Source organism: Tessaracoccus sp. MC1679 (assembly GCF_014164775.1).
In the GTDB taxonomy this organism is placed as follows: Bacteria; Actinomycetota; Actinomycetes; order Propionibacteriales; family Propionibacteriaceae; genus Arachnia.
In genome coordinates, this window is sequence record NZ_JACJGB010000001.1 from 364,360 (window position 1) to 378,976 (window position 14,617).

A 14,617-nucleotide genomic window follows, 5' to 3' on the forward strand; every position below is an offset into this window, starting at 1 on the left:
CGCCGTCCCACCGCTGGCTGAGGAGCCGCGAACCCGTCCCCCACCGCTGGCTGAGGTGCCGCGAAGCGGCCTCGAAGCCTAAAGAACGTGACCTTGTCAGCTCACGTTTCACAGGCTTCGAGGCTCGTCGCTACGCTCCTCGCTGCTCAGCCAACGGAAGGGGTCGTCGCTATGCTCGTCGCCCCTCACCCAGGAGGTGGAGGGCTGACGTGGTGGCGGCCGATCGGGACCACCAGTGGGGTGCCCGAGACCGGGTCGGGGATCACCCGGCTGGGCACGCCGAAGACGTCGCGCACCATCTCCTCCGTGACGACCTCCGACGGCGCACCCGCCGCGACAACGGCGCCCTCGCGCATCGCGATCAGCCGGTCGCTGTAGCGCGCGGCCAGGTTGAGGTCGTGCAGCACCATCACCACCGTCGTGCCCCGCTGCCGGTTGAGGTCGACGACGAGGTCCAGCACCTCGACGGCGCGCGCGATGTCGAGGAACGAGATGGGCTCATCCAGCAGCAGGGTCGCGGTGCGCTGCGCGAGCACGGTGGCGATCCACACCCGCTGACGCTGCCCGCCCGACAGCTGGTCCACCCGTCGCCCCGCCAACTCCGCCGTCCGGGTCATCCCCAGGGCCTCGTCGACGGCGTCCTGATCCGCCCGCGACCATCCACCCAGCATCCCCCGGTGCGGGTGCCTTCCCAGGCCCACCAGCTCCGCGACCGTCATCGCCTCCGGCGTGATCGGCGACTGCGGCAGCAACCCCAGCCGCCGCGCCAGCTCGCGGGCGGGCAGCGTGGCCACGTCGTCGCCGTCGAGCAGGATCTGCCCCGACGACGGCGCCAGCAGCCGGCTGAAGCCGCGCAGCAGCGTGGACTTCCCGCAGCCGTTGGGCCCGACGATGCTCGTGATCCGCCCCGCCGGCACCTCCAAGTCCAGGTCCCGTGCGACGACACGCTCGCCGTAGCCCAGCGTGACCGAGCGTGCGATCAGCTCACCCATGGATCTCCTCCTCCGAGGTTGAACGCAGCAGCAGCGCCACCAGCATGGGCGCGCCGAGAAGCCCGGTGATGATCCCCACCGGCAGGGGCCCCCACGGCCACCGGGCGTCACCCAGCAGGTCCGCGCCGAGGACGACCATCGCCCCGACGAGCGCCGCCAACGGCAACGACGAGCGCCCCTGGTTGAGCCGGCGCGCGATGGGTCCGGCGAGCAGGCCGACGAAGGCGATCGGCCCCGCCACCGAGGTCGCCGCCGCGGTGAGCAGCACCACCACCAGCAGCACCGCGAGCCGCACCCGCGACACCCGCACGCCCAGCCCGCCGGCCAGGTCGTCGCCCACCTCGATCAGCCGCAGCGGACGGCCCAGCATCAGCAGCAGCGGCAGCCCCACCGCAACAGCCACCCAGATCCGGCCAACGCCGTCCCAGTTCACCCCGCTCAGGCTGCCGCCGAGCCACCTCATCGCGTCGCGGGCCTGGTAGACGCTGCCGCGGATGAGCACCCAGTGGATGACCGCCTGCAGCGCGAACGCCAGCCCGAGGCCGATGAGGATGATCCGGTTCGACGCCGAGTGGGCGCCGCCGGAGAGCGCGAAGATTCCCACCGCCACCGCGAGCCCGCCGGCGAAGGCCGCGGCGGTGACCTGCGCGCCGCTCAGCCCGAACACGACGAGACCGGTGATGGCGGCCGCGCTGGCGCCGAGCGTCACGCCCATCACGTCGGGGCTCGCCAGGGGGTTGCGCAGCATCGACTGGAACGCGGCGCCGGAGCCACCCAGCGCCATCCCCGAGGCGAGGGCGACCAGCGCGATCGGCAGTTTCGTCTCCAGGAAGATGAAGCTCGCCGGGCCGAGGTCCTCACCCATCAGGATCCGCACCGCGTCGACGGCGGCGATCTGGTAGTCGCCCAGCAGCGCCCGCACGAGGAACAGCCCCACGGTCACGGCAGCGGCGGCCGCGAGGAGGAGCCGGCGGCGGCGCACCGTCGCGGCGAGGAGTGAGGCGGCGCTCATGCGTGCACCGACCTGCGCACCAGCGCCACCAGCACCGGGGCTCCCAGCAGGAGCACCACCAGGCCGGCGGAGATCTCCGCGGGGGGCATTACCACGCGGCCGATGATGTCCGCGGTGAGCAGCAGCACCGGGCCCAGCACCAGGGAGCCAGCGATCACGACGCGGTAGTCGGGCCCCATCAGCAGCCGGACGACGTGCGGCACCACGAGCCCCACGAACCCGATGGGGCCGACGACGGCCACCGAGCCGGCCGCGAGCAGCACCGCGCCGGTGGTGAGCACGGCCCTCGTCCGGCCGAGGCGGGTCCCGAGCGCGGTGGCCAGCTCGTCGCCCACGGCGAGCGTGTTGAGCGTGCTACCGGCCCACACCGTCAACCCGGCACCGGCGAGGAGAACGGGCAGGGATGGCAGCAGCAGCGGCAGGCCGCGGCCCCCGATGGAGCCCACCTGCCAGAACCGCATCACCTCCAGCGCCGCCTGGTTGCGGATCGTGACGGCGGACACGGCGCTGAGGCACGCAGCGGTGACGGCCGCGCCGAGGAGGACGAGCAGGACCGGATCGTTGCGGCCGCGGCTGAGCAGCGCGACGAAGACGGCGGCCGCGCCGGCGCCCAGGAGGCTCAGCCCGACGACGGTCCCCTGGGAGGCCCCGACTCCGGTGACGACGCCGAGCGCGATCGCGAGCGCGGCCCCGGCGTTGATGCCGAGCAGGCCCGGGTCGGCGAGCGGGTTGCGGGTGACGCCCTGGAGGATGGCCCCGGACAGAGCGAGGGCCGCCCCGCAGACCACACCGACGAGGGTGCGGTCCACGCGGGCGGCGAGGATCGTGGCGGTGGCCGGGTCGCCGCCAGTGAGGAACGACGCGACGTCGACCACCGGCACGCGCACCGAGCCGAGCGCGAAGGAGGCCAGCACCCCGGCCGCCAGACAGCCGACGGCGATGAGGCCGCCGGCCGCCCGGGTCAGCGTCACTGCACCTTCGCGGCGGCCTCCGCCAGCAGCGGCAGGAACTTCTCGACCGCGACGGGGATGCTCAGCGGGGTGGGGCTGGACAGCGGCAGCGCCAGCTCCGGGTCCCCGGAGGCCACGAAGGCGCCGCTCTTGAGCGCGGGAAGGTCCTGAATCAGGGGGGCGGCCTGCAGGTCCTCGAGCTTGACCGAGTCGTCGACGTAGAACACGATCACGTCCGCGTCGAACTCGGAGGCCCGCTCGGCGGACACGTCGACGGAGAACTGCCCGGGGGCGCCGTCGCTGAGCTCGCTGACGATCGCGGGCGTCTCGAAACCGACGGCGTCCAGGAACCTCGGGCGGGCGTCGGTGGCGGTGTAGAGGCCGAACTTGGAGTAGTCGGCCGCGGCGAACCACAGCCAGGCCGCACTCGTCCCGGCGATCTCCGGGTACTCGGCCCCGGCGTCCTCGAGAAGAGCGTTCATCTCGGCCTCAACCTCCGCCGCACGGTCGCTGCGGCCGACGGCCTGGCCGACGAGCTCCAGCGAGTCCTGCCACGAGGTGGACCACGCCGCCTCGGGGTAGGCGACCACGGGCGCCACCTTGCTCAGAGTGTCGTACTCCTCCTGCGTGAGACCGGAGTTCGTGGCCAGGATCAGGTCCGGCTCAAGCGCCACGATCTCCTCGATCGGGGCTCCCGCCGAGTCGTCGTAGCGGCTGGGCTGCTCGCCGCCCAGCTCGGCCACGGCCTCGTCGAACCAGTCCGTGGAGCCCTCGGCGTTGCCGCCCCAGGTGATCTCCACCGCGCCCACGGGGACGACGCCCAGCGACACGAGCGTCTCGTGGTCGGTCCAGCCGATGGTCGCGATCCGGGTGGGCTCGGCCTCGATGACCGTCTCCCCCAGGGCGTGGGTGACGGTGACGGGGAAGGCGTCGCTCGCCGTCGAGGCTGAGCCTGGGCCGGTGGCCGACGAGGTGGCGCCGTCGGTCGTGGCGGAGGGGCCGGTGGAGCAGGCGCTGAGCGCGAGCACGGCGGCAACCGCGCCCGCAACGCGGGACAGGAGGGGCATATCGGGTTTCCTTGAGGGTAGGGCCGGTCAGACGCGTGCCTGGCCGAGCTTCCAGTAGCCGGAGAACAGGACCGTGTGCCTGTCGACGCCACGCTCGGAGACGAGGTAGCGGCGGCACGAGGAGGCAAGGTCGCTCTCCCCGCACAGATAGAAGTAGTCGAACGCGTCCGCGTCGAGCTCGCGCAGCAGCGCGAGGGCACGCTCGCCCGGGGCCGCGCCGTCACGGCTCACCACGGTGAGCCCGGGGTGCCACGGCATCGGAGTGAGGTGGGCCGGGTCCGAGGCCTCGACGATGAGGCGGCAGTCCGGGTCCAGGTCGCGCGATTCCAGGATGGCGCTCAGGCCGGGCGCGGCGGTCTCGTCGACGACGAAGCACAGGCGCGAGGCGTCGCCAGGGAGGAACAGCGCGCCGCACTGGCGGAATCCGACGCGATCCCCCGCCGCTGCGGACAGCGCCCACGCCGAGCCAGGCCCCGCGGTGCCGTGCGTGACGATGTCGACATCCAGGGTGCCAGCGATCGGATCGTGGCGGCGCACGGTGTACCAGCGCAAAACAGGCCGATCCTCCTCCGGGATCTCGGCGACGGCGGCACGGATGTTGAGGCGGTCAGGGTCCGGCAGCACCAGGCGGCCCGAGGGGCCGGGCATGAGGAGCCCGAAGTACTCGTCGGCGCTGGCGAATCCCAGCCCGACGAAGCCCTCCGCATGGAGGGTGATGCGCCGGACGGAGGCGGCTGGGGATCCGACGGCCACCACTTCGGCCTCGATCAGCCGATGCCCGGCCGATTCCGGCATGGGGGCCATAGCGCCCCGGTTGGTCGCCTTGGCGATCCGGGACTGTGCCTTCTCCAGCAGGGTCGAGATGCTCACGCGAGTAAGGGTACCCTAACCTGAGCATTACGCAAAGGGCGTCTTGCTTAATGAGCATCGGGAAGGCCGGCCCCAATCCTGAAGAGGGCCGACCCCTACCCGCACCCTGAGGAGGCCGCCCTCACTCGCTCCCTGAGGAGGGCCGCCCGAAGCGGCGCGGCCCGTCCTTTCGCTCCCTGAGGAGGCGCGCCGCCGAAGGCGCGGGTGCCGTCTCGAAGGGTCGTGACTACCACCTTCACGCCGATCTTGTGGTCAGGTGCGGTGAGCCGTGAGTCGATGCCCGGGCGGCCGTTGCCCAGGGTCTCGATGTGCCGGTCAGCCGGGTCGGTGGTCGGATTGTGGAGGCCGCCCGGGCATAGCCTCGCGTCTCCCCGCACTCGTCCTCCCTGTGGCGTGGTCTCGTCCCGGGTGTGGGCCGGCAGGGCGGCGCTGGGGTCGGGTCTGCTTGGGCGGGATGCCGGTGGGGTGATCCTCGGGTTGGGCACCGCTGCGCAGTGCCGCCCTGCCGTCCCCCACCCTCGCTGTCAGGTCCGAGTTCTCGACCCTTCGAAACTCCCACGGTCGCTTCGCGACGCAGGACCCTCAGGGACCGAACTTAGCCGCCCTGCCGTCCCCCACCCCTGTGTCTGGCCGCGGGTTCTCGACCCTTCGAGACGTCCTGCGGTCGCTTCGCGACGCAGGACCCTCAGGGACCGAACTTCCGATCCGTGAGGAGGGCCGCCCGCGAAGCGGCGTGGCCCTGTCTCGAAGGGTCGTCACTGGAGCTGACAAGCAATCTCAACGGTCACTGTGAACAACGGGGATGAGGATGCTAGCGGCCGGACGACAGCTTCACGTCGTTGCCCGCCCAGAACAGGAACCCCTTGAGGATGAGCGTGCCGTTGGATCCGTCGCCCCTCGCCCCGGATTCGACGTCGTTGCCGGCCATGATGGCGATGGACTCATCGATGACCCGGACGCCGGGCGGCACGAAGATGTCGTGGCCGGCCATGACCGCAGACAGCTCCATCGTGAGCACCACACCCGGCCCCATCACGTCGTCCAGGTGGATGGTGTCGCCACCCCACCACGCGAAGTTGCGGTACAGGGTGGTGCCGGGCGCGACGTCGACGTCCCTGCCCGTCAGGATGGTGAGGGAAGGATGCGCTCCCTCGACACCAGCCGGCAACGGGTGGGGCCGCGGCGCCGGCGTCGCCGGGTGGCCGACAGCGAGCTCGCCGCCCTCCGGCAGGTCCGCGACGAGCTGGGGGAACTCGTCGGTGAACCGTGCCAGGAGGGCGGCGTCCTGCCGCTCCCCCAGCTCCTCGACGGTGAGCCGACCGGCGGCGTGCGCTCGTTGAAGCACGTTGAGCACCGCGTCCCGGTCCGCGTCACCGGCTCGAAGGCGCCTGTGGGGAAGCAGCTCGTCGGACATGCCAACAGTCTAGGAGGCGGGCGGTCCAGGCTGATCGACGGGTGTCTCCGGCTCGCCGGGCTTGTCAGCGTCGGCGTGGCGGGCTTCCCCGCGGCCGCGCTCAGCCATGTCGCGGTATCCCTTGGTGAGCTCGTCGACGAACTTGTTGACCTGCTCGCGCATCTGCGCCAGGAACGCCTTGGCGCCCTCGCTGCTGTCGGTGTCGGGGTGCGAGGCCACGTACTGGCGCTGCTGCTCCTCGTAGAACGTCTTGGCCCTGTCGCCCACGAAGCCGGCGAAACCGACGGCGGCGTAGGCGGCCTCGGTGGCCACCTTGACGATGTTGTCTCCCAGGTTCTCGGGGGAGATCTTCTCGGGCTGCTCAGACTCGACCACCTGCTCGTGCTCGGCCTCGAAATCCTTCGCGTCCTCGGCATCCACGAAGTTGGCCGTGGGGGTGGTGTCGTCGTGCTCGTGCTCAGTCATGATGGTTCTTCCTTCTCTCCGGGCGCCTCGCCCGGCGTCGTCTTCCAGTGTGCCCCGGATGGCGCCGTCGCCACAGGGGTGAGGGCCCTGAATTGTGCCCGGAGCCGACCCTGGTCCGGGCCGGGTCTATGCGTTCTCGGTGGCCGGCAGCGCGAGCCGCCGGACGGGGCGGAAGCGTCCCGCGTGCACCGCGCCGGAGGATTCCGCCGTGAAGACGCGCATGGCCGCCTCGTGGGACTGGAGGCGGCGGATGGTGTCGCTCAGGCGGTCCACCTGATCCCGCAGGCCTTCCACCTCGGCCTCCAGCGCCAGGATGCGGCGGATGCCCTCGAGGTTGATCCCCTCCACCTGGCTGAGCTGCTGCACGTGGCGCAACTTGGCCACGTCGCGGAGAGAGTAGCGGCGGCCGCGGCCCCGGGCGCGCTGAGGCACGACCAGGCCCAGCCGGTCGTAGCCGCGAAGCGTCTGGGCGTGCATGTCCGCCAGCGACGCCGCCACGGACACCGGGAAGACGGCCGCGTCCACGTCGAAGAGTTGGGGCAGGCTCGTCATCCCACTCACCCGCCGAACAGGGAGGCCCGCGGGTTGGACTCGTGGGCCTTCTCGGCGTACTCGAGCAGCGCACGCTTGGCCTCCTCGGTCAGGCCTTCGGGGACCTGCACGTTGAGCGTCACCAGCAGGTCACCCATGGTGCCGTCCGACTTCCGGGCACCCTTGCCGCGTACCCGCATGGTGCGCCCGTTGGGGGTCGACGGCGGGACCCGCAGCTTCACGTTGGGCCCGCTCAGCGTGGGGATGGTGATCTCCGCGCCGAGGGAGGCCTCCGTGAACGTGACGGGGACTTCGAGGGTGAGGTTGTTGCCGCTCCGGCCGAACAGCCGATGTGGGGTGACCTTCACCGAGACGTAGAGGTCGCCGGAGGCGCCGCCGTTCTCACCGGCCGCGCCCTTACCCTTGAGCCTGATCCGCTGCCCATCTGCCACGCCCGCGGGGATCCGCACCTGCATGGTCTTGGCGGACCGGCCCCGGCCCGAGCCCTCGCAGTCCGGGCACGGGTCCTCGACGATCAGGCCGCGGCCGAGGCACTCGGTGCAGGGCTCGCTCATGTGGAACACGCCGCCCGCCTGGGAGGACTGCATCCCGGACCCCTCGCACCGCGGGCAGACGCGCGGCAGCGAGCCGGCCTTCGCCCCGGTCCCCCGGCACGACGGGCACGGCTGATCCGAGATGGTGCGCATGGTCACCGTCGCGCCCTCGACGGCCTGCTCGAACGTGATGGTCACGTCCCCCTCGATGTCCGCACCGCGGCGCGGACCCCGCTGGGTGGCGCGACGGGTGGCGCCCGTCTGCCCGAACAGGCCACCGAAGATGTCGCCCAGGCCCGCATTGCCCTGGCCGCCGGCCTGGGCGTTGCGGATCAGGTCCTCGAACCCCGGCGAGCCGCCCGGGCCGGGACGGGTGAACTTGAACCCGCCCCCGAAGAGGCTGCGGGCCTCGTCGTACTCCTTGCGCTTCTCGGTGTCGCTGAGGATGGCGTTTGCCTCCGACGCCTCCTTGAAGCGCGCCAGGGCAGCGTGGTTGTCCGGGTTCTGATCCGGGTGGTTGGCCTTGGCGATCTGCCGGAACGCCTTCTTGATCTCATCGGCACTCGCGCTCTTGGAGACGCCGAGGACCTTGTAGTAGTCCTTTTCGAGCCAGTCCTTCGTGCTCATTAGTCGTTCATCTCCTTTCCGCTCGTGCGTGGATCAGGGGTTGGCCACCGCGACGCGCGCGGGCCGGACAACCCGGCTGCCCAGCAGGTATCCCTGCTGCATGACCTGCGAGACGGTGACCACCTCGACCGGTTCTTCCATGGGGACCGCCATCAGCGCCTCGTGGAGGTTCGGATCGAAGGCCTCACCGACCGCGCCGAAGACGGTGAGCCCGTGCTTCGCGGCCACCTTCGCCAACTCGTCGGCGATCATCTTGAAGCCGCCCTCGAGGTTCTCATGCTGCCTGGCCAATTCGATGTGGTCCAGGACCGGCATCAGGTCGTTGACCACGGCCTCGATGCCCGCCTGGCGGGCGAGGTCGCGGTCACGGTCCACCCGCTTCTTGTAGTTGACGTACTCTGCGGCGACCCGCTGAAGATCCAGGGTCCGCTCGGCGACGAGCGCCTCGAGCTCGGCCACCTTGTCTACGGCTTCCAGGAGCTCCAGGCCCTCCGCCGGCTCAACGGCCTCGGGTGAGGGCGTCTCCTCGACGCCCTCACCCACAGCCTCGCCGTCCGGAACGAACTGCGAATCGGTCACTTGTTGTCCTTCTCCTCATCGACGATCTCGGCATCCACCACGTCGTCGTCACCCTGAGCGGACTCGGAGGAGTCATCGGCCGCGGCCGACTCCTGAGCCTGCTTCGCCTGGGCAGCGGAGTAGATGGCCTGGCCCATCGAGGCGGCCTTCGTGTTGAGATCATCGATCGCGGCCTTCACCACATCGTTGTCCTCACCCTTCAGGGCCTCCTTGAGCGCCTCGGTGGCCTCCACAACCGGAGCCTTGACGTCTTCACCGATGGTATCGGCGTGCTCGGCCAAAAGCTTCTCCGTGCGGAACACCAGGGCGTCGCCCTCGTTGCGCATGTCGACGGCCTCGCGGCGCTTGCGGTCCTCCTCGGCGTGGGACTCGGCGTCTCGCACCATGCGGTCGATGTCGTCCTTGGCGAGCGCGGAGCCGCCGGTGACCGTCATCGACTGCTCCTTGCCGGTGGCCAGATCCTTGGCGCCCACGTGCACGATGCCGTTGGCGTCGATGTCGAAGGTCACCTCGATCTGCGGGACCGAGCGGGGAGCCGGGAGCAGGCCGGTGAGCTCGAAGTTGCCGAGGCTCTTGTTGTCGCGGGCGAACTCGCGCTCACCCTGGTACACCTGGATCATCACGGCGGGCTGGTTGTCCTCGGCGGTGGTGAACACCTCGGAGCGCTTGATCGGGATCGTGGTGTTGCGCTCGATGATCTTGGTCATCACGCCGCCCTTGGTCTCGATGCCGAGGCTCAGCGGGGTGACGTCGAGGAGCAGCACGTCCTTGACCTCGCCCTTGAGCACGCCGGCCTGGAGCGACGCGCCGAGCGCGACGACCTCGTCGGGGTTGACGCCCTTGTTGGGCTCCTTGCCGCCGGTGAGTTCCTTGACCATGTCCACGACGGCGGGCATGCGGGTGGAGCCGCCGACCAGCAGGACGGTGTCGATCTTGTCCACGGAGGTCTTGGCGTCCGAGATCACCGCGTTGAACGGGGCGCGGCAGCGGTCCAGCAGGTGCTGGGTCATGCGCTGGAACTCGGAGCGGGTGAGCTTCTCATCCAGGTGCAGCGGGCCCTCGGCGGAGGCCGTGATGTAGGGCAGATTGATGGAGGTCTCAGACGCCGAGCTCAGCTCGATCTTCGCGCGCTCGGCGGCCTCCTGCAGGCGCTGGCGGGCCATCTTGTCCTTGGACAGGTCCACGCCGTGCTTGTTCTTGAACTGCGTGGCCAGCCAGTCCATCACGACGGCGTCCCAGTCGTCGCCACCGAGGCGGGGATCACCCTTGGTGGCCTTCACCTCGAACACGCCGCCCTCGATCTCCAGCAGGGAGACGTCGAAGGTGCCGCCGCCGAGGTCGAAGACCAGGACAGCCTGCTCCGTGTCACCCTTGTCCAGGCCGTAGGCCAGGGCCGCGGCAGTGGGCTCGTTGATGATGCGGTCGACCACTAGGCCGGCGATCTCGCCGGCCTCCTTGGTGGCCTGACGCTCGGCGTCGCCGAAGTAGGCGGGGACGGTGATGACGGCGTTGGTGACCGACTCGCCGAGGTAGGCCTCGGCGTCGCGCTTCAGCTTCTGCAGCACGAAGGCGCTGATCTGCTGGGGACGGTAGTCCTTGCCGTCGAGGGTCTTCTTCCAGTCGGTGCCCATGTGGCGCTTGACGGAGCGAATGGTGCGATCCACGTTGGTGACCGCCTGACGCTTCGCGACCTCGCCGACGAGGACCTCGCCGGAGGTGGAGAACGCGACGACCGACGGGGTGGTGCGGGCACCCTCCGCGTTGGGGATCACGGTGGGCTCGCCGCCCTCGAGGACGGCGACGACGGAGTTGGTGGTGCCGAGGTCGATACCTACTGCACGGGCCATGAGTGTTTCCTCCAGTGTTGGTGACATGGTTGAGCGTTGTTGACTCAAGTTAAGCACATGAGTCGTGCACGCTCAAGGTTTAAGTTGAGTTCACTAGACTCAACCCTGGAAGGTTCAGGGTTATTCCCGTTCGGATCGGCGATCAAAACCCTGCGCGGTGATCCGGCCCTGACTAGTGTCGGAGCTGCCGTCACCTGGCGGCGATCTCCCGAGCGCACCCCTGCCAGGCCAACGCCTACCTCACCCCGCCCGGCTCGCAGGGCTTCGCGCTGCACTCTGATTCCCACGACGTCATCGTCTTCCAGACCTACGGTGCCAAGGAGTGGGAGGTGCACGACGACGCAGGCGCGCACCAGGTGATGATGACGCCGGGAACCTCGATGTACCTGCCCACCGGCACGCCGCACATGGCGCGGACGCAGGCGACGGCGTCACTGCACGTCACCGTCGGCATCAACCGCTACGTGTGGCGCGACCTGGTGCAGAAAGTCATCGATCCCGTGCTGGCGTCGAAGGACCTCGACGGCGCCCTCCCGGCCGAACTGTTCCACGACAAGCACGCGCTGGCGGAGGCGCTGCGGGCCAAGGTGGAGGAGGTCGCCGCGGCGCTGACCGGTGCGGATGTCGACGGCGTGCTGCGTCGCTTCGAGACCAGCTTCGCCACCGGCCGCCAGCCGGTGCTCGGCGGCGGGTTGCTCGACCGCCTCGCGGTGGACTCGATCGACGCGGGCACCCGGATCCGTCGTCGGCCCGGCTCCAGCATGACGCTGCGCGACGCGGGAGACACCGTCGAGTTGCTGCTCGGCGACCGGCTCGTGGCCGTGCCGTCGCGGATCAAGGGCGTGGTCGAGGGCCTCGCCGGGCGCGACGGCGACTTCCCGGCCGGGGACATCGAGGGGCTCGACGAGGCGGGTTCGCTCGTGCTCGCCCGGCGCCTGGTGCGCGAGGGATTCCTGGAAGTCGTGCAGTGAGCGAGGGCACGGGATCCGCGCCTCCGACGGGGCTGCGGTTGGACATCACGGTGGCCGAGCCGCCGCCCGACCGCAGCTTCCGGTGCTCGACCGCCAGCCGCGAACGCGGTGAATCGCTGGTGGCGTCGGCGTCGACGGTGTCGCGCTACCTGCTGATCGAGGAGCCTGGGCCGTGGGGCCCGGCCGTGCTGAACTGCCGTCGACTCCCCGTTCCCGCGCTCGAGGCGTGCCGCGACTGGGAGGCCCGGCTCGGCGTCCGGCCGCTGCTGATCCGGCGCCCGGGTCGCTCCCCCGACGGCCCGCGCCGCGTGTTCGTCGTCAACGCCGCCCACGGCTGGTGCGAGACGACGCTGCTCGATTCGCTGGATGGGGTCGCCGCCCTCGATCTGGCGGGCGTCGACTCCCCTGACGGGATCGGCCTCACCCCGCACGGCCGGCCCCTGCTGTTGGTGTGCACGCACGGGCGCCACGACGCGTGCTGCGCGGAGCGGGGCCGCCCGCTCGCCGCTGCGCTGGCCGAACGATGGCCGGAGGAGGTGTGGGAGTCGTCGCACCTCGGCGGCGACCGCTTCTCCGCGAACCTGCTGGCGCTCCCGGGCGGGCACTGCTTCGGCAGGCTGGAGCCGGCCGAGGGGGTCGAGGCGGTGTCGCGGCTGCTCGATGGGCACCTCTCGCTCGACTTCTACCGTGGCCGCTCGACCCGACCCTGGGTCGCGCAGGCCGCCGAGGCCGAGGTGCGCCGTCGGCTCGGGCTGACCGGCATCGACGACGTCGCGACGCACGTGGTGCGGCGGGGTCGGGAGGCCGCCGTGGTGGAGGTCGTCGCCGAGGGGGCGATGCATACGGTGCGGGTCGCGATAGGGGCGGCCGAGCCCGCGCGGCTCACCTGTGGTTCGGCGCAGGCGTCGAGTGCGCCCCATTACCGCGTCGAGGCGCTCGGCGGCTAGGTCGACGGCGCGGTCTCGTCGGGCATCGCCGACCCCGGAAGCCGACGAGGGGCGGTGGACACCGTCGTGCCCACCGCCCCTCGCCGGTTCAGCCGGATACCCGATCAGAGGGCCGGGCGGTTGTAGCGGCGGAGGCGACGACGGCGCTCGTCGATCGAATCCTCGATCCCGACGCGCTCGTCCAGCGGACGGTCGTCGCCGATGTGCTCGCGGCCGTAGTCCTTGACGTCGCCGCGGAAGGCGCTGCCGTCGTCGACGACGTCGCCCGTGCGGACACGATCGTCAACCACGTCGCCCGGGTTGCGGTTCTCGTGGCCGGGGGACCAGTCGTCGGTGTCGCTGACGCGGGCGTCGCGACCCTCGGTCCAGCCGTCGGCCGCGCGGTCGCCGGACAGCACGCCGTCGGCGCGGACGTTCTCCGCCACCTGGCGGTCGCGTTCGGCGGCCTGCAGGTCCAGGTCCTCCTGGACGCGCAGGTCGGTCTCGTCGCCGTAGGCGATCCGGTCGTCGACTCGGACGTCGCGGTCGTCGAGCCGCCCGTCGTCGTCACCGAGGCGGTGGGCCTGGTCGACGTCGCCGCCGACCGGCGAGTAGGCGCGGCCATAGTGCCCGTAGAGGCGTTCTTCGTCAGCCTCGTCGAGGACGGTGTCGGTGTCGACGCGGGGCGCGTCCTTGATGACGGCCTTCTCGTAGGGCACGTCGATGCGGCCGTCGACGACCGTGGTCGATTCGTCAATGGGGACCAGGCTCTCGGACAGCCCGAAGAGGCCGGTGTGGACGGCGACCCAGCTGGGGGCGCCCGTCTCCTCGTCGAGGAAGAGTTGGCCGACCCGGCCGACCTTCTCCCCGTCGCGGTCCTAGACCGTGGCGTCGATGAATGAATTGAAGTCCTGCTCGTCGAACATTGTTGCTCCTTACACGTGGGACTACTGCGGCACCCACCGCTCGGTGAAATGCCTAGTCACGATCATATGCACGCAATTTCCATCCGTGGGCCGAAGTGGAGAATCCATGGCCACCCGCGGGTCGGCGCGTGGATCTAGTGTTGGGGCATGTCCGTCATTGATGACTACCTCACCGAGTACGACGGCGAACACCGCCAGCTCATGGACGAGTTGCGCGCCCTCATCGTCGAGCTCGCCCCCGACGCCACCGAGGCGATCTCCTGGTCGATGCCCACGTACAAGCTGCACGGCAACCTCGTGCACTTCGCCGCCGGCAAGAACCACGTCGGGCTCTACCCCGGATCCGACGGCGTGGCCACCTTCGTCGACGACGTCAAGGCCCTCGGCCTCAAGCACAGCAAGGGCGCGATCCAGTTCCCGCTCGACAAGCCGCTCCCCCGCGAGCTGGTGACCAAGATCGTCAACTTCCGGGTCGAGCAGCAGCGGGGCAAGGGTTCCTGACCAGGCGGGAGGCACCGCTGGTTGAGCCGACCGCCTGGTTGAGCCCGCCGTGAGCCGCTAGGCGAACGCGGTGTCGAAACCGGTCTGGCTCCCCAAGGACCCGACCACAAGTCCACGAACCGGGCGCAGGATGGCTTCGACACCGGCCGGCGCTCGTACCTCGCGCGGGGCCGGGCTCACCCAGCGAAGGCCGGGCTCACCCAGCGAGGCACTGCACGAGTCGGGCTGTGGTTCGGGGGTCGACGACGCTAGAAGCCGCCGGCAGGCCCCACACCGAGCGACTCCGCAGCAGACGCGCACACCCGCGCCAGGGACGGCGTCGACCCCCGAACCACAGACCGACCGAGCCCCGCGATTAGTCCACGGAGATTGCTTCTGCATTCTT

The 14,617-nt window shown here is 70.6% G+C and carries 14 protein-coding genes and 1 pseudogene; 3 read left to right on the forward strand and 12 right to left on the reverse strand.

Annotated features, from left to right (window positions below; translation table 11 throughout):
- Positions 1-185: 185 nt before the first annotated feature.
- From H5398_RS01815 to dnaK, 11 genes are all read right to left on the reverse strand, one after another.
- On the reverse strand, positions 186-992 hold the full coding sequence (locus tag H5398_RS01815) for an ABC transporter ATP-binding protein (RefSeq protein WP_182798779.1): 807 nt from the start codon (positions 990-992) through the stop codon (positions 186-188).
- Complete coding sequence (locus tag H5398_RS01820) at positions 985-2,004, reverse strand: iron chelate uptake ABC transporter family permease subunit (RefSeq protein WP_182798780.1); 1,020 nt, start codon at positions 2,002-2,004, stop codon at positions 985-987. Before H5398_RS01820 ends, H5398_RS01815 begins: the two co-directional genes overlap by 8 nt.
- A complete protein-coding gene (locus H5398_RS01825; protein ID WP_182798781.1) occupies positions 2,001-2,975 on the reverse strand; it encodes an iron ABC transporter permease in 975 nt (324 codons plus the stop codon). Before H5398_RS01825 ends, H5398_RS01820 begins: the two co-directional genes overlap by 4 nt.
- A complete protein-coding gene (locus H5398_RS01830; protein WP_182798782.1) occupies positions 2,972-4,021 on the reverse strand; it encodes an iron-siderophore ABC transporter substrate-binding protein in 1,050 nt (349 codons plus the stop codon). Before H5398_RS01830 ends, H5398_RS01825 begins: the two co-directional genes overlap by 4 nt.
- Before the next feature lie 27 nt (positions 4,022-4,048).
- On the reverse strand, positions 4,049-4,891 hold the full coding sequence (locus H5398_RS01835; RefSeq protein ID WP_182798783.1) for a siderophore-interacting protein: 843 nt from the start codon (positions 4,889-4,891) through the stop codon (positions 4,049-4,051).
- Positions 4,892-5,702: 811 nt separating this feature from the next.
- Complete coding sequence (locus tag H5398_RS01840) at positions 5,703-6,305, reverse strand: DUF1707 domain-containing protein (RefSeq protein WP_182798784.1); 603 nt, start codon at positions 6,303-6,305, stop codon at positions 5,703-5,705.
- Positions 6,306-6,314: 9 nt separating this feature from the next.
- Positions 6,315-6,770, reverse strand: a complete 456-nt coding sequence (locus H5398_RS01845; RefSeq protein ID WP_182798785.1) for a hypothetical protein — start codon at positions 6,768-6,770, stop codon at positions 6,315-6,317.
- A 126-nt stretch (positions 6,771-6,896) separates the two neighbouring features.
- Positions 6,897-7,322 (reverse strand): heat shock protein transcriptional repressor HspR, encoded by a 426-nt coding sequence (locus H5398_RS01850; RefSeq protein WP_182798786.1) that lies wholly within the window; start codon positions 7,320-7,322, stop codon positions 6,897-6,899.
- Between the two features lie 5 nt (positions 7,323-7,327).
- A complete protein-coding gene (gene dnaJ, locus H5398_RS01855) occupies positions 7,328-8,482 on the reverse strand; it encodes a molecular chaperone DnaJ (RefSeq protein ID WP_182798787.1) in 1,155 nt (384 codons plus the stop codon).
- A gap of 33 nt (positions 8,483-8,515) precedes the next feature.
- A complete protein-coding gene (locus tag H5398_RS01860) occupies positions 8,516-9,061 on the reverse strand; it encodes a nucleotide exchange factor GrpE (RefSeq protein ID WP_182798788.1) in 546 nt (181 codons plus the stop codon).
- A complete protein-coding gene (gene dnaK / locus H5398_RS01865; protein ID WP_182798789.1) occupies positions 9,058-10,908 on the reverse strand; it encodes a molecular chaperone DnaK in 1,851 nt (616 codons plus the stop codon). Before dnaK ends, H5398_RS01860 begins: the two co-directional genes overlap by 4 nt.
- A gap of 203 nt (positions 10,909-11,111) precedes the next feature.
- On the opposite strand from dnaK, the gene H5398_RS01870 reads away from it, so the two are divergent.
- Complete coding sequence (locus tag H5398_RS01870) at positions 11,112-11,879, forward strand: JmjC domain-containing protein (protein WP_370586033.1); 768 nt, start codon at positions 11,112-11,114, stop codon at positions 11,877-11,879.
- Complete coding sequence (locus tag H5398_RS17645; RefSeq protein ID WP_182798790.1) at positions 11,876-12,826, forward strand: sucrase ferredoxin; 951 nt, start codon at positions 11,876-11,878, stop codon at positions 12,824-12,826. Before H5398_RS01870 ends, H5398_RS17645 begins: the two co-directional genes overlap by 4 nt.
- A gap of 104 nt (positions 12,827-12,930) precedes the next feature.
- On the opposite strand, the pseudogene H5398_RS01880 reads toward H5398_RS17645, so the two are convergent.
- A pseudogene (locus tag H5398_RS01880) lies at positions 12,931-13,671 on the reverse strand (hypothetical protein); the annotation flags it as partial.
- A gap of 207 nt (positions 13,672-13,878) precedes the next feature.
- Here H5398_RS01880 and H5398_RS01890 point away from each other — a divergent pair.
- On the forward strand, positions 13,879-14,232 hold the full coding sequence (locus tag H5398_RS01890) for an iron chaperone (protein WP_182781522.1): 354 nt from the start codon (positions 13,879-13,881) through the stop codon (positions 14,230-14,232).
- Positions 14,233-14,617 lie beyond the last annotated feature (385 nt).